Annotated in this window: 17 protein-coding genes and 1 pseudogene; 7 read left to right on the forward strand and 11 right to left on the reverse strand. The window is 60.4% G+C overall.

Going from position 1 to position 26174, the window contains the following annotated elements; all coding sequences use genetic code 11:
* Positions 1 to 50: 50 nt before the first annotated feature.
* A pseudogene (locus ABLV64_RS23545) lies at positions 51 to 966 on the reverse strand (tyrosine-protein phosphatase).
* A 48-nt stretch (positions 967 to 1014) separates the two neighbouring features.
* Between ABLV64_RS23545 and ABLV64_RS23550 the strand changes: the two are divergent.
* On the forward strand, positions 1015 to 2607 hold the full coding sequence (locus tag ABLV64_RS23550) for an ABC-F family ATPase (protein WP_004886235.1): 1593 nt from the start codon (positions 1015 to 1017) through the stop codon (positions 2605 to 2607).
* A 376-nt stretch (positions 2608 to 2983) separates the two neighbouring features.
* Here ABLV64_RS23550 and ABLV64_RS23555 read toward each other — a convergent pair whose 3' ends face one another.
* A complete protein-coding gene (locus tag ABLV64_RS23555; RefSeq protein WP_348843091.1) occupies positions 2984 to 5347 on the reverse strand; it encodes a glycoside hydrolase family 31 protein in 2364 nt (787 codons plus the stop codon).
* A gap of 15 nt (positions 5348 to 5362) precedes the next feature.
* Entirely contained in the window at positions 5363 to 6664 is a 1302-nt protein-coding gene (locus tag ABLV64_RS23560) for an MFS transporter (RefSeq protein ID WP_004886240.1), read from the reverse strand.
* Between the two features lie 300 nt (positions 6665 to 6964).
* Here ABLV64_RS23560 and ABLV64_RS23565 point away from each other — a divergent pair, with 300 nt between their 5' ends.
* Positions 6965 to 8038, forward strand: coding sequence for a LacI family DNA-binding transcriptional regulator (locus ABLV64_RS23565; protein WP_348843090.1), 1074 nt, complete (start codon positions 6965 to 6967; stop codon positions 8036 to 8038).
* Here ABLV64_RS23565 and ABLV64_RS23570 read toward each other — a convergent pair.
* The 6 genes from ABLV64_RS23570 to moeA all read right to left on the reverse strand — a co-directional run bounded on the left by ABLV64_RS23570 (position 8035) and on the right by moeA (position 15917).
* Entirely contained in the window at positions 8035 to 9300 is a 1266-nt protein-coding gene (locus ABLV64_RS23570; protein ID WP_017900150.1) for a DUF1479 domain-containing protein, read from the reverse strand. The genes ABLV64_RS23565 and ABLV64_RS23570 overlap by 4 nt on opposite strands.
* Before the next feature lie 140 nt (positions 9301 to 9440).
* Complete coding sequence (locus tag ABLV64_RS23575; RefSeq protein ID WP_049092576.1) at positions 9441 to 10256, reverse strand: Cof-type HAD-IIB family hydrolase; 816 nt, start codon at positions 10254 to 10256, stop codon at positions 9441 to 9443.
* Between the two features lie 179 nt (positions 10257 to 10435).
* On the reverse strand, positions 10436 to 12868 hold the full coding sequence (locus ABLV64_RS23580; RefSeq protein ID WP_218804611.1) for a formate C-acetyltransferase/glycerol dehydratase family glycyl radical enzyme: 2433 nt from the start codon (positions 12866 to 12868) through the stop codon (positions 10436 to 10438).
* A gap of 4 nt (positions 12869 to 12872) precedes the next feature.
* Complete coding sequence (locus ABLV64_RS23585; RefSeq protein WP_004886257.1) at positions 12873 to 13772, reverse strand: glycyl-radical enzyme activating protein; 900 nt, start codon at positions 13770 to 13772, stop codon at positions 12873 to 12875.
* Between the two features lie 154 nt (positions 13773 to 13926).
* Positions 13927 to 14682, reverse strand: coding sequence for a molybdopterin-synthase adenylyltransferase MoeB (gene moeB / locus ABLV64_RS23590; RefSeq protein ID WP_064178099.1), 756 nt, complete (start codon positions 14680 to 14682; stop codon positions 13927 to 13929).
* Complete coding sequence (gene moeA, locus ABLV64_RS23595; protein WP_017900147.1) at positions 14682 to 15917, reverse strand: molybdopterin molybdotransferase MoeA; 1236 nt, start codon at positions 15915 to 15917, stop codon at positions 14682 to 14684. The genes moeB and moeA overlap by 1 nt, the downstream gene beginning before the upstream one ends.
* A 235-nt stretch (positions 15918 to 16152) precedes the next feature.
* Between moeA and iaaA the strand changes: the two genes are divergently transcribed.
* The 5 genes from iaaA to gsiD all read left to right on the forward strand — a co-directional run bounded on the left by iaaA (position 16153) and on the right by gsiD (position 22451).
* Positions 16153 to 17094, forward strand: a complete 942-nt coding sequence (gene iaaA / locus ABLV64_RS23600; protein WP_348843089.1) for a beta-aspartyl-peptidase — start codon at positions 16153 to 16155, stop codon at positions 17092 to 17094.
* A gap of 17 nt (positions 17095 to 17111) precedes the next feature.
* Positions 17112 to 18971 carry a glutathione ABC transporter ATP-binding protein GsiA gene (gene gsiA / locus ABLV64_RS23605; RefSeq protein WP_017900145.1) on the forward strand — a complete coding sequence of 620 codons (1860 nt, stop codon included), beginning with the start codon at positions 17112 to 17114 and terminating at the stop codon, positions 18969 to 18971.
* Between the two features lie 32 nt (positions 18972 to 19003).
* The gene (gene gsiB / locus ABLV64_RS23610; protein WP_217325024.1) at positions 19004 to 20545 is read left to right on the forward strand and encodes a glutathione ABC transporter substrate-binding protein GsiB; all 1542 of its coding nucleotides are present in this window, start codon (positions 19004 to 19006) and stop codon (positions 20543 to 20545) included.
* Between the two features lie 72 nt (positions 20546 to 20617).
* Positions 20618 to 21538: a glutathione ABC transporter permease GsiC gene (gene gsiC / locus ABLV64_RS23615; RefSeq protein WP_004886274.1), complete on the forward strand. Its 921-nt coding sequence runs from the start codon at positions 20618 to 20620 to the stop codon at positions 21536 to 21538.
* Position 21539: 1 nt separating this feature from the next.
* On the forward strand, positions 21540 to 22451 hold the full coding sequence (gene gsiD / locus ABLV64_RS23620; RefSeq protein ID WP_004886276.1) for a glutathione ABC transporter permease GsiD: 912 nt from the start codon (positions 21540 to 21542) through the stop codon (positions 22449 to 22451).
* Positions 22452 to 23038: 587 nt separating this feature from the next.
* Here the strand turns inward: gsiD and rimO are convergent.
* Together rimO and ABLV64_RS23630 are read right to left on the reverse strand one after the other, a co-directional pair.
* Positions 23039 to 24364, reverse strand: coding sequence for a 30S ribosomal protein S12 methylthiotransferase RimO (gene rimO, locus ABLV64_RS23625; RefSeq protein ID WP_004141985.1), 1326 nt, complete (start codon positions 24362 to 24364; stop codon positions 23039 to 23041).
* 235 nt (positions 24365 to 24599) lie between these two features.
* The gene (locus ABLV64_RS23630) at positions 24600 to 25841 is read right to left on the reverse strand and encodes an oligosaccharide MFS transporter (protein WP_049116963.1); all 1242 of its coding nucleotides are present in this window, start codon (positions 25839 to 25841) and stop codon (positions 24600 to 24602) included.
* Between the last annotated feature and the right edge of the window lie 333 nt (positions 25842 to 26174).

Below are 26174 nucleotides of genomic sequence, written 5' to 3' on the forward strand. Positions count from 1 at the left end.
TTTTCCCTGTCGCCTCGGCTGCCGCGCCCTGGCGTTGGGGGCGACAGGGGTTAGTCTTCCAGCAGCCGGGCCTGCAGCGCGACGCGGGCCGGGGCGGTGAGCTGATACTCTTCCGCCAGCCAGGCGTCGACATTGCCATAGCGCTGCTGAATGGCCGACAGCGCGGCGGCGAGATAGGACTCTTTCACCGTCAGGATGTCCGCCAGGCTCTGGCGCCCCTGGGCCGTCAGGTCGTTGCCGAGCATCTCCAGCATCCAGGCCTCCACCTGCGTCAGCATGCCATGGGTGAGGAGATACTCCTCCATCACCGTCTCGCTGTCGCATCCGACGGCGAACAGGGTTAACGCGCAGCCGACGCCGGTGCGATCTTTACCGACCGCGCAATGTTGCAGCAAGGCGCCGTCGAAAGGGGTCGTCAGCCACGCGGCGAGCTGGCGATAGGCCGGGTTGTTAAACGGCAGCTGGCGATAGAGTTGCAGCATAAACTGCTCGCCGTTCAGCGCATTAAGGGTGGCGGCATTCAGCTCGGTGACCTTCGCATTGACCTCGCCGAGCGGCGGATTGGCCGGCGCGTTGAGATAGTGGGTGAGCGGGCTCAGTTTGTCCGGGGTGCGCTGCACTTCACCGGGGTCGCGGTAGTCGAGCACCCGGCTGAGCGGCAGGGTATCCAGGTGGTTGAGATCCTCAGCCGTAAGCCGGTTTAACGCGCCGGAGCGCAGCAGCTTGCCGCTGCGTACCCGACGTCCGTCGGCGGTGCGCTGGCCGCCCAGGTCGCGAAAATTGATGCCGCCCTGCAGGGATAAAAAGGCCGGATGTCGCGGTAGGCTGGTGGTCATGGGACTCCTCATCATCACGTACAGAATAACGGTTTGCGCGCAGGTCTCTGGCGCATCTGACAAAGACCATAGCACAAGCGCCGCGGCGGAATTTACCGCAGACCGTGAAAAGTGCGTCATTTACTGGCATAATGTCTGCTGTATCACACCCCTCATACTCTTTTTTCAGGATATCCCCGTGCTAGTATCCAGCAACGTTACCATGCAGTTTGGCAGTAAGCCGCTGTTCGAAAATATCTCCGTTAAATTTGGCGGCGGCAACCGTTATGGTCTGATCGGCGCCAACGGCAGCGGTAAATCGACCTTTATGAAGATCCTCGGCGGCGATCTCGAACCGACGCTGGGCAACGTTTCTCTCGACCCGAACGAGCGCATCGGTAAGCTGCGTCAGGATCAGTTCGCCTTTGAAGCGTTCACCGTGCTGGATACGGTGATCATGGGCCACAGCGAGCTGTGGGAAGTGAAGCAGGAGCGCGATCGCATCTACGCCCTCGCTGAGATGAGCGAAGAAGATGGCTATAAAGTGGCCGACCTGGAAGTTAAATATGGCGAAATGGACGGCTACTCTGCTGAAGCGCGCGCGGGCGAACTGCTGCTGGGCGTGGGCATTCCGGTTGAACAACATTACGGCCCGATGAGCGAAGTCGCCCCGGGCTGGAAGCTGCGCGTCCTGCTGGCGCAGGCGCTGTTCTCTAACCCGGACATTCTGTTGCTCGACGAACCGACCAACAACCTGGACATCGACACCATTCGCTGGCTGGAGCAGACGCTGAACGACCGCGACAGCACGATGATTATCATCTCGCACGACCGTCACTTCCTGAACATGGTCTGTACGCACATGGCGGATCTGGACTACGGCGAGCTGCGCGTCTATCCGGGCAACTACGACGAATACATGACGGCGGCCACCCAGGCGCGTGAGCGTCTTCTGGCGGACAACGCCAAGAAAAAAGCGCAGATTGCCGACCTGCAGTCTTTCGTTAGCCGCTTCAGCGCCAACGCCTCTAAATCGCGTCAGGCCACCTCGCGCGCGCGTCAGATTGACAAGATCAAGCTGGAAGAGGTTAAAGCCTCCAGCCGTCAGAACCCGTTTATCCGCTTCGAGCAGGACAAGAAACTGTTCCGTAACGCGCTGGAAGTGGAAGCCCTCACCAAAGGCTTTGAAGAAGGTCCGCTGTTCAAAAACGTCAACCTGCTGCTGGAAGTGGGCGAGAAGATTGCCATTCTGGGCGCCAACGGTGTGGGTAAATCCACGATGCTGAAAACCCTGGTGGGCGAACTGCAGCCCGATAACGGCACCGTGAAATGGTCTGAAAACGCGCAACTTGGCTACTACGCGCAGGATCATGAATACGAGTTCGAAAACGACCTGACGGTCTTCGAGTGGATGAGCCAGTGGAAACAGGAAGGCGACGACGAGCAGGCGGTGCGCAGTATCCTTGGTCGACTGCTGTTTAGCCAGGATGACATCAAGAAGCCGGCGAAAGTACTGTCCGGTGGTGAGAAGGGGCGGATGCTGTTTGGTAAACTGATGATGCAGAAGCCAAACATCCTGATCATGGACGAACCGACCAACCACCTGGATATGGAATCCATCGAATCGCTGAACATGGCGCTGGAGATGTATCAGGGTACCCTGATATTTGTCTCCCACGACCGTGAGTTCGTCAGCTCGCTGGCCACCCGCGTGCTGGAGATTACCCCGGAACGGGTGATCGACTTCAGCGGCAACTACGAAGACTACCTGCGCAGCAAAGGTATCGAGTAATCCCTCTTCGTTACCCGGGTAGCGGCTATGCCTTACCCGGGCTACGCCTGGCATGGGATCTGTAGGCCCGTGCAAGCGTAGCGCCGCCGGGCAATAACCGCGGGTAAAGAGCCACTTTCGCGCCGGATGGCGGCTGCGCCTTATCCGGCCTACGGTCGGTGCTATTGTGAGCTTAAGAGCCCTATCTTGTACCCATGGTTACTGAAACTGTCCGTTACCGGGGCTACCAAACCGCACAGTGCTGTAGCCCCGGTAAGCGGTAGCGCCACCGGGGGTTTTGAGGCCACCAGTTTGTAGCCCGGATTAGCCTAGCGCAATCCGGGAACATCATTAAATCCAGGCCGGGCAAGGCGTAAGCCGCCGCCCGGCATATCGCTTAGCGCCTCCACTCCGTTCCTTCAACGCCATTCACCAGCAGTTTGCGTTTTTCTCCCGCCGGTAATGACAGCTTCAGCGCTTTCCACGCCGGGCGATAGTTGCCGCGGGCGTTGACCTTCAGGTTGATGGTGCTGCTGTCGCACGCCATTTCCCACTCCAGCCATAGCGCATCGCCATGTTTATAGCCCCAGCTTTCGCCGTCATCCTCAAACAGCAGACCCGAAGAGGTCCCGACGCCTTTCAGCGGGAACAGCTGCAGTTCGCGACGATCGTCCTGTTGCGCCGCAACATGACGGATGCGCTCGCTGAGCGGCAATCCGGCCCCGGCGCGGACCAGCAGCGGCAGCTTTTCCAGCGGCGCGTCGAGGGTGACCCACTGGCCGCCGGCGAACCATTGGTGGCTGTAGAAATCATACCAGCCGGCCTGATTATCCGGCAGCCACACCTCACGCTGACGGGCGCCAGGCTCGACCACGCTGGCCACCAGCAGGTCGCGCCCCAGCAGGAAGTCATCGCATTCGGCGAAGGTCTGCGCGTCGTGTTGATGATCGAGGAAGGTCGGGCGCAACATCGGCTCGTCGTCAGCATGCGCCTGCCACAGCAGGGTATACAGATAGGGCAGCAGGCGGTAGCGCAGCTCAATCGCGGAACGAATGGCCGGGGTAACGGCCGGATACATCCAGGCTTCGTTGGCCGTCTGGTCGTCATTCCATGAGTGAATGGTAAAGCGCGGGTGCATCACGCCGTTTTGTACCCAGCGCACAAACAGCTCCGGCTCCGGTTTATCGCCGGAGAAACCGCCGACGTCGTGGCCGACGTTAAACAGCCCGGAAAGGCTCATGCCCAGCCCCATGCGGATGTTATAGCGCAGCGTATCCCAGTTGGTGCGGTTATCGCCGCTCCAGGTCTGGACGTAGCGCTGCATCCCGGCGCAGCCGGAACGAGAGATGAGATACGGGCGCTTTTCCGGCGCAAAGCGCTGCTGGGCTTCCATCGAGGCGCGCATCATCAGCAGCGGCATCACCGGGCGAATATGCTTGATGGCGATTTCGCGGCCAAAGCCGTAGCAGCGCGCTTCGCCGTCCCACACCTCATACTCGTTATTATCGTTCCAGGTCGAGTCTATGCCCATCTCCAGCAGCTGGCTGGTGACCCCTTCCTGCCACCAGGCCACGGTTTGCGGATTGGTGAAGTCGAGGTGCGATCCTTCATCGTCCCAGAAGCTGGAGCGCTCCGGAGCGTCGGTTTGCGAATCGCGAACGAAAAGGCCGCGCTCCGCCACCTCGCCATAGCGCGGATGGTCCTGCAGCAGGCAGGGTTTGATATTGGCGGCCAGCTTCAGCCCGGCGTCGTGAAACGACTGACTCATCACTTTTGGCTGCGGCACCTTGTCGTAGTTCCAGTTAAAGACGTAGCGCTTGCCGTTAATCGAGGTATAGCCGGATGAGAGCTGGAACGAATCGCACGGAATAGCGTGCTCATCGCACAGGCGGATGAAGTTCATCAGCTGATTTTGCGCATCCGGCGCGTCGGTGTAGTGCATGGTCGAGCCGCTGTAGCCGAGGCTCCATTTTGGCCCGAACAGGGTTTTACCGGTCAGACGTACAAAGGCTTTGGTGACATCCAGCACCTGTTTACCGGTGAACAGGTAGTAATCGATATCGCCGGCTTCCGCCTGCCAGCGGCGGTAGGCGGTGTGGTAGTTGTCGATTTCGTTACCCAAATCCAGCCAGCAGCTGCTCAGGTTGTCGTAAAACAGACCATAGCTGACGTCGCTGCGCTGGGTGATGGTGAACGGAATATGTTTATACAGCGGGTCGGTGCTGGCGGCGTTGTAGCCCATGGCGTCGAGGTTGCGCATCTCATAACGCTTACCGGTGCGCTGCAGATCGCCGGCCTTTTCGCCCAGACCATAGAAACGCTCGTCTTTCCGGCGGCTCAGATAGTGGGCGACGCCGTCGCCGTGGGCATTGGCCAGATAGGCGCTGGTGGGGCGGTCGTTAGCAAGCTGCTGCCATTCCCCGGCGTCGTCGCGATAGCTCCACTCCAGCCACAGCGGCTGATGGACGGTGACGCGCAGCTGGCGGGTGGCGATGGTCAGCGTATCGGCCTCCTGTGTCAGCTGCCAGGCCGGGAGACTAAAACCGCTGAGGTCATCCCGGGCGCGGCCTTCCCACGGCACATCCTGCTGCGGAGCGATACTCCAGGTGCGATCCAGCGCCAGCTGGCCCTGGCGTTTCAGCAGCACGCGGAATAAATTCTCTTCCAGTACGTACAGGCACAGGGTGTGCTGGCCATCGACCGTCAGTTCAACGTGATGCTCCAGCTGTTGATGTAAACTCCAGTGTTTCAACGTTTTCATATCTTACATCCACTCTCAGGCGCGCTTGGCGCGACGTTCAGCAATAAATGCCACCAGGAAAACGGCGCCAATCAGGTCAAAGAACCCCATGGCGATGAACAGCGGGTTGAAGCCAATTTTGTCGGCGGTCACCCCGATTAATAACGAAAACAGGAAGCTGGCGATCCACGCCGCGGATCCGCGCATACCGTTTACCGTCGCCATTTGTCCCTTGTCGAACGACTCCACCACCAGCGCGCTGAGCATGCAGGAGATGATCTGATGTCCGAAGCCGCCAATGGAGATCAGGACGATGGTGATATAGGGATCGCGAGTGATAGCGACGAGGGCCAGGGAGATCATCAGAAATGCGCCGGTCACCGAGCTGGCGATCACTGAGTTGACTCGCGTACAGCCGAACCAGCGAACGTACAGGCGGGTGAGGTAGCCGCTGACCACGCTGCCGAGGTCGGCGGCGAGGAAAGGCAGCCAGGCGAACATGGCGATCTGCTTGAGATCCATGCCGTGCTCTTTGGCCAGGTACAGCGGTACCCAGAAGCTCAGCACCGCCCAGGCGGGCTCGGCCATAAACGCGGGAATGGCGATCCCGTAGAAACGTTTATTCTTCGAGACGGTTTTGAGTGCGGTAAAGAAGGGCTGTTTCACCGGTGGCGCTTCGTTATCCTGCTTGATGTACTCCAGCTCGCTTTTGCTGAGGTTGGGGTGCTTTTCCGGGTTCTGATAGAAGGCCCACCACAGCACCACCCACAGCAGGGCCAGCGCGCCGGTAAACATAAACGCCCCCTGCCAGCCGAAGGAAGCGTGGGCGAAGTAGATGATCGGCGGGGCGAGCATTGCGCCGATAGAGAACCCGACGCCAGCCCAGCCGGCGGCGATTGGCCGTTCAGACTTCGGGAACCACTCGCCGATGGTCTTGGCGTTGGCCGGGGTGGCGGCCGCCTCGGCCCCGCCCATAAAGAAGCGCAATATCGCCAGGTGCAGCCAGCTGCCGGCCCCGGCGTGGGCGATACAGGCCAGCGCCCACAAGGTGGCGCAGATCATAAACCCGAGCTTCAGGCCGATGACGTCGATAAGCCAGCCACAGAGCGGCTGGAAAATCGTGTAAGCCAGCTGAAACGCGCCGACGATCCAGGAATATTGTTCGGTGGTAATGCCGAGCGTCGCTTTCAGTTCCGGGGCGATAATCCCCAGCGAGTTGCGTGTGATGTAGTTGACGGTGACGCCAAGTAAAAACAGGACCAGCACCCACCAGCGCAGGTTTTTTACCACCCGGCGCGTTTTGCTGACCGCGATATCATTGTTGAGGCCTTGACTCATAGCACACTCCACATGACGTTAGTAGGGGGAAAGTGACGACCTCAATCCTTGAGTGGCCACGTAGTGTTATTAACTATTTGAATAGTCTATTTTTTTATCTCAACATCATTGGTATAACTAGTATGGGAGATGTTGGACCAATTCAGGCTAAGGGAGAAAAAACGGCGGGCAAAGTGCTATTTATGCAAGTTTTTTCATGAAATGACCGGGATCTCAAATTTTGCGCTGTCATTTGCTTACAGGGAGCGCTTTGGCGATTATGAAAATTCTTTCATTTTCCAATCGGAGCTGGATCACAAAATGGATAAAAAGCTGCGCGTCGCCGAAATCGCTGCCCGCACTGGGCTGTCGGCCAGTACCGTTTCGCGCGTCCTGGCCGGAAAGGCGAATACCAGCGACAAGGCGCGCCGGGCGGTGCTGGAGTGCGCCCGCGAGCTGGGGGTCATGCAGGGGCTGGCCGCCGGGCGTCTGCTGCTCAATAATCTGCTGGTGTTTGCCCCGCAGCGCGCCTTCGATGAGCGGTCGGATATCTTCTACTACCGGGTGATCCAGAGCATCAATAACGCGCTGGCGGCGCATGAAGTGCGCCTGCGCTACTGCGCGCTGGACGAAAACGACAGCGACGCCAATCTGTTTCTTGCCCGCATGAACGAAGCGGAAACCCAGGCCGCGGTGCTGCTGGGGATCGACGATCCGCATATTCATGGCCTGGCGGCGGATCTGGGTAAACCCTGCGTCTTGATAAACTGTCGGGATGAAGGGATGCGGTTGCCGTCCATTGCCCCCGATCATCGTTTGATTGGCCAGTGCGCCGCCCGCTATCTGTTTGATATGGGGCATCGGGTGGTGATGAACGTCATGTGTTTGCGCCGCTATACCATGGAGCTGCGGCTGGGGGGGATCGAGGAGGCGTGGCGCGCGCGCAATTTGCGCTTTACCGCCAGCCGGGATCTCATCAGCGTCGCCAACTTTAGCGCCAGAGAGACCGAAGAGCAGGTGGGGGCCTGGCTTGATGGCTTACAGGGCAGGCCGTTGTCCACCGCCTTCCTGGTGGGCGGCGATTTCATGGCCGCCGGCACGGTCAGCGCATTGCAAAAGCGCGGCCTGCGGGTGCCGCAGGATGTCTCGGTGATGAGCATCGACGGGTTTAATCTGGCGGCGATCCAGGAGGTGCCGCTGACCGCGGTGCATGTGCCGCGGGATGAACTGGGCAGCGAGGCGGTGCATCTCCTGCAGCAGCGCCTGCTGCGCCCGGAGGCGCCGCACGGTTCGCTGCTGCTGCACGGCACGCTGGTGGTGCGCGATTCGGTACGGCGGATCCGGCCGGGCAAAGGCCATACCGCCGTGGAGCCGCAGGGGCTGTATGACGATTAAACCGGGATACCCAGCGCCCGCTTGCCGTGGATGTTCAGATCTTCCAGAGTGAAGCGCCCCTGCCAGCTGGCCTCATAGTCCTCGCGCGGGAAATCCCCCGGCGAGGCCCCTTTTTCCAGAGCAATTTTCACTTTCTGCGCGTAGGCGAGGTTCTTTTCGCACATCGGCGCTGCCGGAATGTACATCACATTGCCCCAGCCCTGCTGATTTTCCACCGGCGCCACCGAGTGAATGACGTCGCAGTGCCACCAGACGGAATCGCCAGCGTTCAGCGCCGGAATCGAACTGAGGGCTTTGATCAGCAGCGGGTGCCACTGCTCAGAGATCGGCAGTACTCTGCCCGGCGCGACGCCGCACAGCTCATCTTCCGGCACATCGTCAAGCAGTGGGCGCAGTAGAACATAAGCCATCGCCTCGGGGATCGGCACCACGTGCAGTAGCCCCTGACCCGGGATCATGTCCGACAGCGCGGTCCAGCCCTGGAAAGTGCGGAACACTGAGCATTTGGTGGTGTTGTCGACGGTGTACTCTTCCACTTCCGTACGGTGCGCGGCGTCCCACGGATCGTAAGCGTCGACATGACCGTTAAACACGTTGGCGAAGACCTGCTGGTAGGCGGGGAGCAGCCAGCGCTCCAGCGCACCGGAATCGGTATGCGCGCCCAGCCCCTTCGAGGTGGTTCCCGGCGGACGGCGGCGAATGCGGTCAGGGTAAATGACGCTGACGTCCGGATCGAACCAGCGCTTGCCGTCCTGCTCAAAGCGCCACAGGCGGTTGAGGAAGGACTGCGCCGCCGCCATTTCATCGCTCTGGCGGGCCTGCATTTGCGAGGGCGACCAGTAGATGGGATAGATTTCCGGCCGCGAAGCCTCCAGCGTACCGAAGAAGCTGTCGCCTGGCCCTTTGTAGACCTCGTCGAAATGGTTCAGATCCAGATATTCCAGCATCGCGGTATCCCAGGCCAGCGCCTGTTCGCGCGGAAAGTGGCCTTTGATCACCGCGCAGCCCCGACGCTTAATGGCCGCGCGCTGGGCATCGCTCACGGTTCCCTCGGCGATATCGCGGAACGGAATGGTTGGCCAGACCTCCTGGCCTGCGGCTTTCAGCGTCTCAATTTCCTGCAGGCGCTCGCTGATGCGCGCTGAGAGCTTATCGAACACCGCCTGGACGTCGCCGATTTGCGCCCGCAGCGCCTGCTTCATCTGGCGAATCGCCGCTTTGTGGTCGGCGGGGAGTGTTTCGTGGGTCGGGAGAGCAGCCATAATAACCTCGCTGTATCTTTCATTCGAAAGTATTAAATCTTACAAACGTTAATTTAAGTTAAAATGGAGTTAATGCAAGTTTAAAATCTTGCTGCGGCGCACAAAATGGACAAGCCGGGGCGCGCAGCCCCGGAGAGAGGTCAATCGTTGAAGGGAGCGCTGTTATCGAGGACGGCCTGAATGACGTTCAGCGCGCCGTCATGGTTATTATCGTCGGTCGCGTATCCGGCGATAGCCTTAATGCTGTCGGCGGCGTTACCCATGGCGAAAGCGTATTTCACCAGCTTCAGCATTTCGGCGTCGTTGCCGCTGTCGCCGATGGCCACGCACTGCTGCGGCGACAGGTTCCAGCGCTTGAGCAGGCGGCTGATGCCGTTGGCTTTATGCAGGCCGGGAATAATCAAATCGACAAAGCCAAAGCCGCTGGTGACCGGCTTCATAATGCCCTCGAGCGACACGTGCAGTTTATCGATCAGCTGCGGGATCTCACTGTCCGGCAGGTTCAGAGAGAATTTGAACAGCGTATCGTCGATGGCGTGATAGTCGCTTACCCGCTGCAGACGGTGGTAGTGCTTTGACATCAGGTCGACGAAGGCATCCGGGGCGTTATCGCTGACGTAAGCGCTCTGCAGGCCGCAGGCGACGAAGTTCAGCTGCGGATCTTTGAGTAATTCGCCAATCACCACCTGCGATTCGTGGCGGGTCAGTTCGCCGTGGAACAGCTGCTTACCATGCGCAAAGACCAGCGCGCCGTTTTCGGCGACGAACGAGATCTGCTCGCGGATCTCCGGGAAGAAGGAGATCAGCTGATAGTACTGGTTGCCGCTGGCGACAACGAATTCAATGCCGCGCTGCTGCAGCTGGGCGAATTGCGCCAGAAACCGTGCGCGATCGTAGGTTTTGGCGTCATTGAGAAAAGTTCCGTCCATATCGGTGACGATAACTTTAACGGTCATAAGGGGGTGCTCCTGGCTTAACTTCGACCAGTAACATTCTAATTACAATGTGATGGGGAGCACAAATTTATTTCGAATGAAAGTTCATGCATTCAGAAAATGCCGGGAGGCGGCGTTGCCTTTCCCGGCCTGCAGGACAGGGAAGGCCCGCTAAGCGTCGCGCCAGCGGGCCTGAGGGGTTACAGCGTATGCTCGGTACGGGCGATGATATCGTCCTGGGTATCCGGCGACAGGGCGGTAAAGAACGCCGAGTACCCGGCGACGCGCACCACCAAATCGCGGTACTGGTCGGGGTGTTTCTTCGCCTCCAGCAGCGTGTCGCGCGAGACAATGTTGTACTGGATATGCCAGCCTTTATGCACCTCGAAGAAGGTGCGCAGCAGCACCATCAGCTTCTGCTTATCGGACTCGTTCTCCAGGGTGGACGGATTCAGCTTCTGATTAAGCAGCACGCCGCCGAGGATCGCCCCGGTGGGCAGTTTACCCACCGAACTGATGACCGCCGTCGGCCCCAGATGGTCGGTTCCGGAGGCCGGGCTGGCCCCTTCCGCCAGCGGGGTGTGCGCTTTACGGCCATCCGGCGTCGCCATGGTCTGCGCGCCGAACGGCACGTTGGCGGAGATAGACGACGTGCCGGCGTAATAGTTGCCGCCGATCGGGCCGCGGCCATAGCGCGGGTTGTGATACTGCTTCAGCTCGTCGATATAGGTCTGGTAGGCCCGCGCCAGCAACGTGTCCACGCTGTCATCATCGTTACCGTACTTCGGCGCGCCGTTGATCAACCGCTGGCGCAGCTGCTCGTGGGTCAGGCCGTCGAAATCTTCCGCCAGCGCCTTCGCCAGTTCCTGCTGGCCGATAACGCCCTGATCGAAGACCAGCTTTTTCACCGCCGCCAGGCTGTTGCCGAGGTTGGCGATGCCCACCTGCAGACCGGACACCCAGTCATATTTCGCGCCGCCTTGCTTGATACTCTTCGCCCGTTCGATGCAGTCGTCCACCAGCGCCGAACAGAGAATATCGTGGACGTTCTCTTCCAGCATGGTATCGACCACGTACTCAATCTCAATCGACTTACGGGTGTAGTAGCGGATCTGGCGGTCCCAGTCGGCCAGTACCTCGTCGAAGTTAGCGAAGTTGCCTTTCGACAGGGCGTGATCCTGCGGCAGAAACACCTGGCCGCTGGTGGCATCGCGGCCGCCTTCCAGCGTCGCCAGCATCACCCGCGCGAAGTTGATAAAGCTCATGCCGGTGCAGCGATAGCCCCATTTGCCGCCGACCGCGGTTTCGATACAGCCGATGGCCGCATAATCGTAGGCGTCCTGCGGCTCAATACCCAGCTTGATAAATTCCGGGATCACGATTTCGTCGTTATTAAACGCTGGCATACCGAAGCCGCAGCGGATCACCTGGACGCAGGCGTCGAGGAAATCGTTGCTCATTCCGGCGTGGTAGCGCACGCTGAGGTTCGGCTGGGTCGAACGCAGACGACCGCAGGATTCCAGGATGGCATACGACAGCGGGTTGACCGCGTCCTGCGGCTGGCCATCCACCAGGTTCTGGCCGCCGATGGTGACGTTCTGATACAGCGGGCTGCCGGCCGAGGCCTTGGAGTGCGAGCCGGAACGGATCTTGTTAACCTCCAGCAGCTTCAGCCAGCAGCTGTGCAGCAGCTCAATGGCCTGTTCGCGATCCAACGATTGCTGCAGCTCAACGTCGCGGCGGTAGTACGGATAGAGGTACTGGTCCATGCGGCCAAACGAGACCGAGTGGCCATTGGATTCAATCTGCAGGATCAGCTGAATGAAGTAGCACAGCTGCAGCGCCTGCCAGAAGGTCTTCGGCGGCTCATGGGCAATGATGTCGCAGTTTTCGGCAATCGTCAGCAGCTCCTCGCGGCGTGCGTCACGGGATTCTGCCGTCGCCATCTCGCGCGCCAGCGCGGCGAAGCGTTTGCTGTGGTCGCTGACCGCCGCCAGCACTATATCAATCGCTTTCAGGAACTGTTCGCCGTGCAGGTCTTCCAGCACCGTCAGATTGATGCGCGACCGGCGTTCGGCGACTTTTGCACGCAGGCCGTCCAGGCCTTTCTCCAGCAGCAGCGGGTAGTTGACCGCCAGGTGGGCGTCGCCGGAGGTCATATTGCCCTCTGCCTTAATAATGCCGGTGGCGAGCAGCGCTTTCTGCTCATCGGTAAACATGCCGTAGCAGCGGTCCTGTACGGTCTGGCCGCGCCACCACGGGCACACTTCATGCAGCACGCGCTTGTTCTCTTCGCTGACCGCGAAGCCGGCGCCGGGGCGGTCGGCGAGATCGTCGATCTCTTTCTCGATCCAGCTGACGGTGTATTCCGGGAAGATCGGCGCGGCGCGCACTTCGCTGGCCTGGTTGCCGACGATCAGCTCATCGTGCTTGATCCAGATGGTGCGCTCGGCAAGGTGATGCGCCAGCGCCAGGGCACGACGCACCGGGATTGGCTTATCAAGATGCTGCTGATACATCTCGGTGTAGTGGCGGGCGCGTTCGGTACAGACCGGTGGCTTGACAATATGCACCAGCGCCATTTTATGGGCCTGGATGCGGGCGCTGAGGGTGTTGAGTTTCAGGGTAGTCATAGGGTTATCCTCGTAAGATCGCCGTTAGCCCCTTGCTCCGCGCATAATCCTGCGCAAAGGCGAGCAGCTCGGGAGCATCCAGCGGTTTATCCGGTGCGGTGTAGGGCTGACTGAGTAACTGGTATTTATTCATTCCCAGCGTGTGGTAGGGCAGGAAATGGATTTCGCTGACCCGTAGGCGGTCGGCGGCAAAATCAGTGATGGCGGTGATGTCGGCTTCGCTGGCGTTGAATCCCTGGATTAACGGCACGCGAATGATCATGTTTTTCCCCGCCTGCGCCAGACGCTGCAGGTTGTCCAGCACCCGGCGGGCGCTGCCGTCGGTCCACTGCCGGAAAACGGCCTCGTCGACATGCTTCAGGTCGGCGAGAAACAGGTCGACGAAGGGTAAAGCCGGTTCAATGTATTTCCAGGGGACGTGCAGGCAGGTTTCCACAGCAGTATGGATCCCTGCCTGATGGCTGGCCTCGAACAGCGCCCGCGCCAGGCCCGGATTCATAAAGGGTTCGCCGCCGGAAAGGGTGATGCCGCCGCCACTGCGATCGTAAAAGGGTTTATCGCGCAGCACCGTCGCCATGATCTCCTCGACGCTCTTCTCTTCGCCGCACACCGTGAGCGCGGTGGTGGGGCAGCAGTCGCGCAGCGCGGCGATATGGCTGTCGTTAACGTGTTGCCGGTGAATGATCAGGCCATCGAGGGTGCGGGTGATAACCGCCGGCGCCGCCTGCTGGCACAGCTCGCAGCCGGCAAGGCACAGGCGCGGGTCATACAGCAGGTCTTCGCTGCGGGCGCGGCTCTCCGGATTCTGGCACCAGCGGCAGCCCAGCGAGCAGCCTTTCAGGAAGACGACGGTGCGGATCCCTGGGCCGTCATGGGTGGAATAGCGCTGGATATTGAAGATCATGGCTTACCTTCTTGTTTGCGTATGAATATAAAAACACTTTCGAATGAAAGTTATATTGACGCAAATCAACAAGCGGGATGGGGATAAGTCAGAGGGGAGAAAATAACGAGAGCGGTCACAAAACCACCGGCGACTCTCGTCGCCGGTAGGGGGGTTAGTGCGAGCCGCATACCTCGCACTGCGGGTGGCGCATCAGCTTCATTTCACGAAACTGGCAGGTCATGGCGTCGTACATCACGATTTTTCCGCTGGCAGGGGTGCCGTAGCCGGTCAGCAGCTTAATGGCCTCCATCGCCTGCAGGGAACCGATAGTGCCCACCAGCGGGGCCATCACGCCGGCTTCGACGCAGGTGAGGGCATTTTCGCCAAACAGGCGGCTCAGGCAGCGGTAGCAGGGTTCGCCCTGCTGATAGGTGAAGACGCTGATCTGCCCCTCCATGCGGATCGCCGCCCCGGAAACCAGCGGGGTTTGGTGGCGGAAGCAGCCGGCGTTGAGCTGGTTACGGATGTCGACGTTGTCGGTGCAGTCGAGCACCAGATCGTGCCCGGCGATCTGCGCCGCCAGCGCCGGTTCATCCAGTAAGGCATTGAGCGGCACCAGATGAACGTGCGGATTAATGCGCGCCAGCGCCTCGCGGGCGGAATCCACCTTAGGCTGGCCGAGGGTGGCATCGCTGTGCAGCGTCTGGCGCTGCAGATTGGAGAGCGAGACGGTGTCGAAATCGAGCAGGGTGAGCTGCCCCACCCCGGCGGCGGCCAGATACTGCGCGGCGGCGCAGCCAAGCCCGCCGAGGCCGACCACCAGCACCCGAGCGGCCTTTAGCCGCTCCTGGCCGTCAAAATCAAAACCGCGCAAAACAATCTGCCGGTTATAGCGCAGCATCTCTTCATCGCTCAGCTCCACGGCCATTACAGCCCCCCAAACAGATGGCTGAACGGTTCGACCTCGACCCATTCGCCCGCTTCAACGTGGCCGCGCTCGCGCTCCAGCACGATAAAGCAGTTGCCGAGGCTGAAGGAACTAAATATGTGCGAGCCCTGATGGCCGGTGGTGGTCACCACCAGCTCGCCGTCCGGGTTGCGCTGCAGAATACCGCGTTGAAAATCGAGGCGGCCCGGCGACTTTTTCAGTCGTGTGGCGGCGCGTACCCGCAGGCGAGTTGCCTGAAGCGGGCCGTACTTGCCCGAGAGCTTCGCCAGCAGCGGCTGCACCAGCTGACAGAAGGTGACGGTGGCGGAAACCGGGTTGCCCGGCAGGCCGCAGAACCAGCTGCTGCTGAGCTTGCCGAAGGCGAAGGGTTTGCCCGGCTTGATCGCCAGCTTCCAGAAGCCGATCTCCCCCAGCTCTTCAAGAATGGTTTTGGTGTAGTCGGCTTCGCCCACCGAGACGCCCCCGGAGCTGATGACCACGTCGGCCTGCTGGTCGGCGGCGATAAAGGCCTCACGCAGTTGCGCCGGATCGTCAGGAATAATGCCGAGGTTAATGACCTCGCAGCCCAGCTGTTCGAGCATCAGATGCACCGCCAGGCGGTTGGTATCGTAAATCTGGCCGTCGCCGAGCGGTTGACCCGGCAGCTGCAGCTCATCGCCGGTCGAGAAGACCGCGACGCGAACCTTGCGCACCACCTCGACGTCGGCAATGCCCAGCGAGGCCAGCACCGGCAGCTCGGCTACCGTCAGCGGCGTTCCCGCCGGGAAGACCACCGCGCCATGGGCGATATCTTCTCCGCGGCGGCGAATATGCTGCCCGGCTTTCACCGGCGCGGTAAAGCGCACGCCGGCGTCGGTCTGTTCAGTCTCTTCCTGCATGACTACCGCGTCGCAGCCTGCAGGCACCGGCGCGCCGGTCATAATGCGGATACAGGTGCCGGTGGGCCAGGCGTCGTGAAACGGCTGGCCGGCGAAGGCCTTCCCGGCGACCGGCAGGGCCGCGCCGTCGCGAAGGTCGCTCAACCGGACGGCATAGCCATCCATCGCCGCGTTATCAAAGCCGGGGACATCCAGCGGGGAGATAATGTCATGGGCGGTAACGCGCGCGAAGGCCTGCAACAGCGGTACAGTTTCCGTGGCGCTCAGCGGCGTAATACGATCGAGCATCTGGGTGAGGGCTGTGTCGAGCGGCATCAGTCCGGCGGTAAAATCCATGGGTCACTCCTGCGGGCAAAACGGCGAAAACGCCTATTATGGCAGAAAAGCGGCGCGGGCTGTATGCCACCTGGGTACGAGGCTTTACATCGCCCGCCGCTCTTTCTATATTCAAAAATTGTATAAGACATTCAGCAATATAATGATATCAATACCCTTATTCCTGACGTGACCGGCGCCGCGACGCGCTACGACAGGGCGGGGGCTATCCACTTCATCGTTAAGGACTGGCGAAATGGGCAAGGCGGTTATAGCAATTCACGGCGGCGCAGGGGCGATTTCTCGCGCGCAGATGACGCCGGAGCGGGAGCGGGAGTACGTGGCGGCGCTGTCGGCTATCGTCGAAAGCGGACAGAAAATGTTGGCTGCGGGCGCCAGTGCGCTGGATGCCGTGACCGAGGCCGTCCGTCTGCTGGAGGAGTGTCCGCTGTTTAACGCCGGGATCGGCTCGGTATTTACCCGCGATCAAACCCACGAACTGGACTCCTGCGTGATGGACGGCTACAGCCTGCAGGCGGGGGCGGTGGCCGGGGTCAAACATTTACGTAATCCGGTGCTGGCGGCGCGTCTGGTGCTGGAGAAGAGCCCGCACGTGCTGCTGATCGGTGAGGGGGCGGAAAATTTCGCCTTCTCCCACGGAATGGCGCGCGTCGATAACGATCTCTTTTCCACCCCCGAGCGCCTGCTGCAGCTGCAGGAGGCGAAAGCGGGTGGGGAGATCATCCTTGACCACCATGCCGCTCCGCTCGACGAACGCCAGAAAATGGGCACCGTCGGGGCGGTGGCGCTCGATCTGGCCGGCAATCTGGCGGCGGCGACCTCCACCGGCGGCATGACCAACAAACTGCCCGGACGCGTTGGCGACAGCCCGCTGCCGGGCGCGGGGTGCTACGCCAACAACGCCAGCGTGGCGGTCTCCTGCACCGGCACCGGCGAAGTCTTTATGCGTACTCTGGCGGCCTACGATATCGCCGCCCTGATGGAGTACGGTCAGCTCAGTCTCTATTCTGCCTGCGAGCGGGTGGTGATGGAGAAGCTGCCGGCCCTCGGCGGCAGCGGCGGACTGATTGCCGTCGATCGCGAAGGCAACGTCGTTTTACCGTTTAACAGCGAAGGCATGTACCGCGCCTGGTGCTATGCCGGCGATACGCCGACCATTGGCATTTATCGCGAATAGAACAAGGGAGAGGGAGAGTGCCGCAAACTCACGAAACGGATACCTGCGAAGTACTGGTGGTGCGCAACCTGAACGTGGCGTTTCGCCAGCAGGATGCGCCAGAGGTGCAGGCCGTGCGTCAGCTTTCCTTCAGCCTGCGCCGCGGCGAGACGCTGGCGATTGTCGGGGAGTCTGGTTCGGGAAAATCGGTCACCGCTCTGGCGCTGATGCGTCTGCTTGACGCCGCCAGCAGCGAGGTGAGCAGCGAGGGGCTGTGGCTGCGACGGCGCAACCGGCAGGTGATCGCGCTCAATGAGCAATCGGAGGCCGAAATGCGCCGGGTACGCGGCGCGGACCTGGCGATGATTTTTCAGGAGCCGATGACTTCGCTGAACCCGGTGTTCACCATCGGCGAGCAGATCGCCGAATCCCTGCGTCTGCACCAGGGGCTGGGGCGCGAAGAGGCGCTGCGCGCGGCAAAAAAGATGCTCGACCAGGTGCGTATTCCCCAGGCGGAAGAGATGCTCTCACGCTATCCGCACCAGCTCTCCGGCGGCATGCGCCAGCGGGTGATGATCGCCATGGCGCTCTCCTGTCGGCCGGCGGTGCTGATTGCCGACGAGCCGACCACGGCGCTGGATGTCACCATCCAGGCGCAAATTTTGCAACTTATCGCCGTCCTGCAAAAGGAGATGGCGATGGGGGTAATCTTTATCACCCATGACATGGGGGTGGTGGCCGATATCGCCGATCGGGTGCTGGTCATGTATCGCGGCGAGGCGGTGGAGACCGGCAGCGTCGAGGAGATTTTCCGTTCACCGCAGCACCCTTATACGCAGTCGCTGCTGGCGGCGGTCCCCCGGCTGGGGGAGATGCGCGGTCGGGATCTGCCGCGCCGCTTTCCGCTGCCGGGGCAGCCGCTGGCGGAGACAGAAACGCCAGACACGGTGGTGGCGGGGGAGCCGATTCTGCAGGTGCGCGATCTGGTGGCCCGTTTCCCGGTGCGCGGCGGGCTGCTCAATCGCGTGACGCGCGAAGTGCATGCGGTGGAGAAGGTGAGTTTTGATCTCTGGCCGGGAGAGACCCTCTCTCTGGTGGGGGAGTCCGGCTGCGGCAAGTCGACCACCGGCCGGGCGCTGCTGAGGCTGGTTGAGACCCAGGGTGGCACCATTACCTTCGACGGTCAGCGGATCGATACCCTCTCCGGCAGCAAGCTGCAGTCCCTGCGGCGCAATATTCAGTTTATTTTTCAGGATCCTTACGCCTCGCTCGATCCGCGCCAGACGGTCGGCGATTCGATTATGGAGCCGCTGCGGGTGCATGGCCTGCTGGACAGGGAGGCGGCGCGCGAGCGGGTCGCCTGGCTGCTGAAGCGCGTGGGGCTGCAGCCGGAGCATGCCTGGCGCTACCCCCACGCCTTTTCCGGCGGCCAGCGGCAGCGGATCTGCATTGCCCGCGCGCTGGCGCTGAATCCGAAGGTGGTGATTGCCGATGAGTCGGTGTCGGCCCTGGATGTCTCCATTCGTGCGCAGATTATCAATCTGATGCTCGACCTGCAGCGCGAGATGGGCATCGCGTTTCTGTTTATTTCCCATGATATGGCGGTGGTGGAGCGCATCAGCCACCGCGTGGCGGTGATGTATCGCGGCCGGATTGTCGAAATCGGCCCGCGCCGCGCAGTGTTTGAAAACCCGCAGCACCCCTATACCCGTAAGCTCATGGCCGCCGTACCGGTGGCCGACCCGGCCTACCGTCATCCGCAGCGGGTCCTGCTGTCTGATGACGTCCCGGGCAATATCTATAAGCGGGGCGAGGAGATCGCCAGCCCGCCATTGCAGCAGGTTGGGCCGGGCCACTTCGTCGCCCGCGACGCCGCCGACGTGCTGGGCAGAACATAACAACACATAACGCACCTTTTCAGGAGAACACGATGACACAACCTGTTTCACGCAAATGGTGGCTGGCGCTGAGTATCGCGGCGGCCCTGGCGAGCGCCCCCGCTTTTGCCGCCAAAGATGTGGTGGTGGCGGTCGGGTCTAACTTCACGACGCTCGACCCCTATGATGCCAACGATACTCTGTCGCAGGCGGTGGCGAAGTCCTTTTATCAAGGCCTGTTCGGCCTTGATAAAGAGATGAAGCTGCAAAATGTCCTTGCCGAGAGCTACACAGTGTCGCCGGATGGCCTGGTGTACACCATCAAGCTGCACAGCGGGATGAAATTCCAGGATGGCACCGACTTTAACGCCGAGGCGGTCAAGGCTAACCTCGACCGCGCCAGCAACCCGGAAAACCATCTCAAGCGCTATAACCTGTATAAAAATATCGCCAGCACCGAGGCGGTTGATCCGACCACGGTGAAAATCACCCTTAAACAGCCGTTCTCGGCGTTTATTAATATTCTCGCCCATCCGGCGACAGCGATGATTTCGCCGACGGCGCTGAAAAAATATGGCAAGGATATCGGCTTCCACCCGGTGGGCACCGGGCCGTATAAGCTCGATACCTGGAACCAGACCGATTTCGTGAAGGTCAGCAAGTTCGATGGCTACTGGCAGCCGGGGCTGCCGAAGCTGGATTCCATTACCTGGCGACCGGTGGTCGATAACAATACCCGGGCGGCGATGCTGCAGACCGGCGAGGCGCAGTTTGCCTTCCCGATCCCCTATGAGCAGGCGCCGCTGCTGGCGAAAAACAGCAAACTGGAGCTGGTGGCCAGTCCGTCGATCATGCAGCGTTACATCAGCATGAACGTGACGCAGAAACCGTTCGATAATCCGAAGGTGCGCGAAGCGATCAACTACGCCATCAACCGCCAGGCGCTGGTCAAGGTGGCGTTTGCCGGCTATGCCACCCCGGCGACCGGCGTGGTGCCGCCATCGATTGCCTACGCTCAGAGCTACCCCGCGTGGCCTTACGATCCGGCGAAAGCGCGCCAGCTGCTAAAAGAGGCCGGCTACCCCAACGGGTTTAGCACTACGCTGTGGTCGTCACATAACCACAGCACCGCGCAGAAAGTGCTGCAGTTTACCCAGCAGCAGTTGGCGCAGGTGGGCATAAAGGCGCAAGTGACGGCGATGGACGCCGGTCAGCGGGCGGCGGAAGTGGAAGGTAAAGGGCAGAAAGAGAGCGGGGTACGGATGTTCTATACCGGCTGGTCCGCCTCCACTGGCGAAGCCGACTGGGCGCTGTCGCCGCTGTTTGCTTCCCAAAACTGGCCGCCGACCCTGTTTAACACCGCTTTTTACAGCAATCCGCAGGTGGATAGCGCGCTGAGCGAGGCGCTGAAAACCACCGATCCGCAAGAGAAAACCAAACTCTATAAAGCGGCGCAGGATATTATCTGGAAAGAGTCGCCGTGGGTGCCGCTGGTGGTGGAGAAACTGGTCTCCGCCCACAGCAAGAACCTCACCGGCTTTTATATCCAGCCGGACACCGGCTTCAGCTTCGAACAGGCAGATTTAACACCGTGAAGGTCGAGATGATGCCCTCCGGCGCTAGTGGGCGGAGGGCGGTTTTTCCGCGGGGCGGGTTGTGGAGGTACGATGCTCAACTATGTGATTAAGCGCCTGCTGGGGCTGATCCCCACCCTGCTAATCGTCGCGGTGCTGGTGTTTCTCTTCGTCCATATGCTGCCCGGCGACCCGGCGCGGCTGATTGCCGGACCAGAGGCCGATGCCCAGGTGGTGGCGATGGTGCGCCAGCAGCTGGGGCTTGACCAGCCGCTGCACGTCCAGTTCTGGCACTACATCACCAACGTGCTGCGCGGCGATTTTGGCATGTCCATGGCCTCGCGGCGTCCCGTTGCCAGTGAGATAGCCAGCCGCTTTATGCCCACCCTGTGGCTGACGCTGGCCAGCATGAGCTGGGCGGTGCTGTTTGGCATGGCGGCGGGGATCGCGGCGGCGGTGTGGCGCAATCGCTGGCCTGACCGTCTGGGAATGGCGCTGGCGGTGAGCGGTATTTCGTTTCCGGCCTTTGCCCTCGGCATGCTGCTGATGCAGGTGTTTTCGGTTGAGCTGGGCTGGCTGCCGACGGTGGGCGCCGACAGCTGGCGGCACTATATTTTGCCGTCGCTGACCCTCGGCGCGGCGGTGGCGGCGGTGATGGCGCGCTTTACCCGCGCGTCGTTCGTCGATGTGCTGCATGAAGACTATATGCGTACCGCCCGGGCGAAAGGGGTGAGCGAAACGCGGGTGGTGCTCAAGCATGGTCTGCGCAATGCGATGATCCCGGTGGTCACCATGATGGGGCTGCAGTTCGGTTTCCTGCTCGGCGGCTCGATCGTCGTGGAGAAGGTCTTCAACTGGCCCGGGCTGGGGCGACTGCTGGTCGATTCGGTAGAAATGCGCGATTACCCGGTGATTCAGGCGGAAGTGCTGCTCTTTTCGCTGGAGTTTATTCTTATCAATTTAGTGGTGGATGTGCTGTACGCGGCCATAAACCCGGCTATCAGGTATAAGTAAGGTGCGATTGCTTAACTGGAGAAGGCAGGCGGCGCTGAACGCCATGCCGGGCATCAGGCCCGGCGAAATCCATACCCCCTGGCATGAGTTCTGGCGGCGCTTTCGGCGTCAGCCGGTGGCCATGGGCGCCGGTATTTTCGTGCTGTTGCTGATTGCGGTGGCCATCGTCGCCCCATGGATAGCGCCGTACGATGCGGAAAATTATTTCGACTACGACCGGCTTAACGAGGGGCCTTCGCTGGTGCACTGGTTCGGTGTCGACTCTTTGGGGCGCGATATTTTCAGCCGGGTGCTGGTGGGGGCGCAGATCTCGCTGGCCGCCGGGGTGCTGGCGGTGCTGATTGGTGCGGCCATCGGCACGGTGCTTGGGCTGCTGGCCGGCTACTATGAGGGCTGGTGGGACCGGCTGATTATGCGTCTGTGCGACGTGCTGTTCGCCTTTCCGGGGATCCTGCTGGCGATCGCGGTGGTCGCCGTCATGGGCAGCGGGATGGCCAACGTGATTATCGCCGTGGCGATCTTCTCGATCCCGGCGTTCGCCCGGCTGGTGCGGGGCAACACTCTGGTATTAAAGCAGCAGACCTTTATTGAATCGGCGCGCAGCATTGGCGCCAGCGATGCCACCATCCTCTTCCACCACATCCTGCCGGGGACGGTGTCGTCGATCGTGGTTTATTTCACCATGCGCATTGGGGTATCGATTATTTCGGCGGCCAGTCTGTCGTTTCTCGGTCTCGGCGCGCAGCCGCCCACGCCAGAGTGGGGCGCGATGCTCAACGAGGCGCGGGCGGATATGGTGATGTCCCCGCACGTGGCGCTGTTTCCGGCGGTGGCGATTTTCGTGACCGTGCTGGCGTTTAATCTGCTGGGGGATGGCCTGCGCGATGCGCTGGATCCGAAGTTAAAGGGGTAGGGGACGTCGGGTGACGGTCTGGCGCACGACGGGGGGATAAGCTGCATCGGTTGCCACTTTCTCTGCCCGGGAAAAGCGTTTATCACGTGTGGCGTCAGCGCACATTGCGCTCCCGGTTAATTTTCTGCGTTATGTCTGGCTTGGCGCAGGGAGCGCACAGGGGGCGGCCAGTCGCCGCCGCCCCCTGTACCCCCGGGCTCCGGCCAGCAACATCGCCACTTCGTGGTGCCTTCGACTTATCCCTGCAGGCTGCGGGTCGGGCCGAGGCAGCGTCCGTGCAAAACATGGCCCTCAGCCCGCATCCATGCGGGCTGCCCCGGCCTTCCGGGAACGTCTCAGCGATGTTGAGGCCGCCAGCACCGGCAGTTTCAGCGGCCCCATGTCCGGCGGCGATTCACATATTGGGACTGGACCCCGTAGGCCGGGTAAGCGTAGCGCCACCCGGCAAAATAACGGCGCAACAGGGTTGCCTGGAAGGTCATCAACGCTTGCCCGGCGGCGCTGCGCTTGCGGGGGCCTGGGGGGGGAGCCTACGGGAGGACTCCGTAGGCTGGGGAATGCACTAAGCCGCTATCCGGGAAGCTGGACTAGACCCGGGTTCCCCACAGGTCGTATTCGTCGGCGTGCTCGACTTTCACCCGCACCACGTCGCCCGGCTTAACGCGGGTTTCGCCGTTCAGGTAGACCGCGCCGTCGATTTCCGGGGCGTCGGCCATGCTGCGGCCAATGGCGCCTTCTTCATCAACTTCATCCACCAGCACCAGGATTTCGCGACCCACTTTTTCCTGCAGACGCTCGGCAGAGATCTGCTGCTGCAGCTGCATAAAGCGGTTCCAGCGCTCCTCTTTCACCTCTTCCGGCACCTGATCCGCCAGCTCATTGGCGGTGGCGCCTTCAACCGGGCTGTACTTGAAGCAGCCGACGCGGTCGAGACGCGCCTCTTTCAGGAAGTCGAGCAGCATCTGGAAATCTTCTTCCGTTTCCCCCGGGAAGCCCACGATAAAGGTGGAGCGCAGGGTCAGATCCGGGCAGATTTCACGCCACTGCTTGATGCGCGCCAGCTGACGGTCAGCGGAACCTGGACGCTTCATCAGCTTCAGGATGCGCGGGCTGGCGTGCTGCAGCGGAATATCGAGGTACGGCAGAATTTTGCCTTCTGCCATCAGCGGGATCACATCGTCAACGTGCGGGTACGGGTAGACATAGTGCAGGCGCACCCAGATGCCGAGCTTCGCCAGCTCTTCGCACAGGCTGACCATGCTGGTCTTCACCGGCATACCGTTGTGGAAACCGGTGCGGTGCTTGACGTCGACGCCGTAGGCGGAGGTGTCCTGCGAAATCACCAGCAGCTCTTTCACGCCAGCGTCAGCGAGGCGTTTGGCTTCCGCCAGCACTTCGCCAATCGGACGGCTCACTAGGTCGCCGCGCATGGACGGAATAATGCAGAAGGTGCAGCGATGGTTGCAGCCTTCAGAAATTTTTAAGTAGGCGTAGTGGCGCGGCGTCAGCTTAACGCCCTGTTCCGGCACCAGGCTCAGGAACGGGTTGTGCTTCGGCTTTGGCGTATAGTGGTGGACGTGCTCCAGCACCTGCTCATAGCTGTGCGGACCGGTGATCTCCAGCACCTTCGGGTGCACTTCACGGATCTGATCCTCTTTTGCGCCGAGACAGCCGGTGACGATCACCTTGCCGTTCTCTTTCAACGCTTCGCCGATCGCTTCCAGCGATTCCTGCACAGCGCTGTCGATAAAGCCGCAGGTATTAACGATCACCATATCGGCGTTGTCGTAGGTAGGGACGACGTCATAACCTTCGGTGCGCAGTTCGGTCAGGATACGCTCTGAGTCCACGAGGTTTTTCGGGCAGCCCAGGGAGACGAAGCCGATTTTCGGCTGGTGCGTGACATTGCTCATAGCTTAAAAAGTGTTCAATTATTGGAATGGTCAGGGCAGGAATTCTACAGATCTTTGCGAAAAAGAGTATAGCTCCGTCACGGTTAATGGTGAAAAAGCGCACCCAGCCCTGCCTTTCATGCCCCTGCCGCTAAAGCGGATCCCGCACGCCCCGGAGCAGAGGGGCGGGAAACGCTTCCGGCAAGCCGTGCGCGCAGGCGGCGATTCACGCCCGGCGTTGCTGCCGGGCAGAAACTTATTGCGCCGGGGTGACGGCTCCGGAGGGGGCGGCGCCGGGCTTTTTCGGCTCGCGCTTATCCTGCAGCGTGAAGACAGAGATCAAAGTAAATAGTCCGGCGATGCCGCCGAGGATCAGATAGGTGTCGGCGAAGCCAATGGTATCGTACAGATAGCCAGCCAGCGGGGAGTAAATGGCGGTGGCGATCGAGGCGACAAACAGCACCAGTAAATAGACTGTCGAAGAGAGCTTGTGGTCGAAGTTGGCGGCGATGAATTTAAAGACCGACACCAGAATTAACGGTTTCTCCAGGGCATGCATCATTTTTACTGCGCCAATCCACACCGGTCCGAGAGGCACCGCCGAACCAACAATACGTACCGACATGATCAGCCCGGCAATGATCAGCGCCCACTTGGCGCCGGTCCGGTTAACAAACCACGGCATCAGGCATAAGAACAGCGTTTCGCCGCAAACCTGAATGGAGGCGAGGATCCCATACCAGCGGTTGCCTTCCTCCGGCGTCGGGAACTGTTGCGAGAAGTACTGGGCAAACTGCTGATCGTAGGTGTCATAAATTTGCGTGACGAACAGGGTAAAGAGCAGCAGCATCCAGAACTGACCGTTCTTCGCCAGCTCGAGGGCATGGGAGACCTTCAGCGATTCGCTTCGCGCCACATCAGCGTCGGTTAATTCAATTTTGGTCAGCATAAAGCAGATGGCGGCGATGACGATGGCGAGGCTGGCGAGCCAGAAGGCCAGATTAGGATTGCTGTCGATATATTTACCCACAATCCAGGCCGCCGCTGCCCAGCCTAACGAGCCCCACATCCGCACCCGACCGTATTCGAACTGGTAGCGACGGGAAATCTTATCGATGTAAGAGTCGATCACCCCGCAGCCGGAGTTAAAGATGATCCCCAGATAGATCCCCCCCAGCAGCGCGCCGAACCAGAAATTGTGCACCAGCAGCGGCGCGTAAACATAGATAAAGAAGGGGCCCACCGGCAGGAGCAGGGCGACCAGCAGCCAGATAAGCCGTTTTTTCAGGCCGAACTTGTCGGAGATAAAGCCGAAGAAAGGTTGCATCAGCAGGGCGATAAAGGCGTTGACCGAGTAGAGCAGGCCGGTCTTCGTGGCGCTGATGCCAAGATGCTGGGTGGTCCAAATGACAAAGAAAGCCATGGTCGACGACCAGGCGAACAGGTAGAGGAAATCGAATAGACTCAACAGAAGGTAGTTTCTTTTACCGGGCGTCATGGTTCAGTTCCTTGCAAACGGGCAGAGAGATTATCAGCGAACCGCGGCCGCGGTCGCTGTTTTTATTAAATGTTATACGTATTACATTAATGATTTGTTATGGCATTCTGTCTTACGATCGTGCAATAGCGTCTGCGATATAATGTGATCATTGCAGCACTATTTTGGCCACGCAATGGCGATTATGGCGATTTTGTTTCTTTGCGAAATTAAATGTGATCGTGTGACATTATTTTTGTTGTAGACCTGACAAAGCGGCAAGGTTGTCAAATTGTAAAGGGTGTTAAAGTCTTGGGAATAATTGACCTGGCGCATCATTTTGTACAAAAAATA

Source organism: Klebsiella sp. JB_Kp031 (assembly GCF_040064295.1).
GTDB classification, from domain to species: domain Bacteria; phylum Pseudomonadota; class Gammaproteobacteria; order Enterobacterales; family Enterobacteriaceae; genus Klebsiella; species Klebsiella quasipneumoniae.

Bases quoted from the DNA above. Each gene is read 5' to 3' on its own strand.
- moeA (WP_017900147.1), bottom strand. From the start codon at position 15,917: ATGGATTTTACCGCCGGACTGATGCCGCTCGACACAGCCCTCACCCAG.
- rimO (WP_004141985.1), bottom strand. From the start codon at position 24,364: ATGAGCAATGTCACGCACCAGCCGAAAATCGGCTTCGTCTCCCTGGGC.
- ABLV64_RS23630 (WP_049116963.1), bottom strand. From the start codon at position 25,841: ATGACGCCCGGTAAAAGAAACTACCTTCTGTTGAGTCTATTCGATTTC.
- ABLV64_RS23585 (WP_004886257.1), bottom strand. From the start codon at position 13,772: ATGATCTTCAATATCCAGCGCTATTCCACCCATGACGGCCCAGGGATC.
- ABLV64_RS23580 (WP_218804611.1), bottom strand. From the start codon at position 12,868: ATGACTACCCTGAAACTCAACACCCTCAGCGCCCGCATCCAGGCCCAT.
- ABLV64_RS23560 (WP_004886240.1), bottom strand. From the start codon at position 6,664: ATGAGTCAAGGCCTCAACAATGATATCGCGGTCAGCAAAACGCGCCGG.
- ABLV64_RS23570 (WP_017900150.1), bottom strand. From the start codon at position 9,300: ATGGCTGCTCTCCCGACCCACGAAACACTCCCCGCCGACCACAAAGCG.
- moeB (WP_064178099.1), bottom strand. From the start codon at position 14,682: ATGGCCGTGGAGCTGAGCGATGAAGAGATGCTGCGCTATAACCGGCAG.
- gsiC (WP_004886274.1), top strand. From the start codon at position 20,618: ATGCTCAACTATGTGATTAAGCGCCTGCTGGGGCTGATCCCCACCCTG.
- ABLV64_RS23575 (WP_049092576.1), bottom strand. From the start codon at position 10,256: ATGACCGTTAAAGTTATCGTCACCGATATGGACGGAACTTTTCTCAAT.
- ABLV64_RS23565 (WP_348843090.1), top strand. From the start codon at position 6,965: ATGGATAAAAAGCTGCGCGTCGCCGAAATCGCTGCCCGCACTGGGCTG.
- gsiB (WP_217325024.1), top strand. From the start codon at position 19,004: ATGACACAACCTGTTTCACGCAAATGGTGGCTGGCGCTGAGTATCGCG.
- iaaA (WP_348843089.1), top strand. From the start codon at position 16,153: ATGGGCAAGGCGGTTATAGCAATTCACGGCGGCGCAGGGGCGATTTCT.
- ABLV64_RS23555 (WP_348843091.1), bottom strand. From the start codon at position 5,347: ATGAAAACGTTGAAACACTGGAGTTTACATCAACAGCTGGAGCATCAC.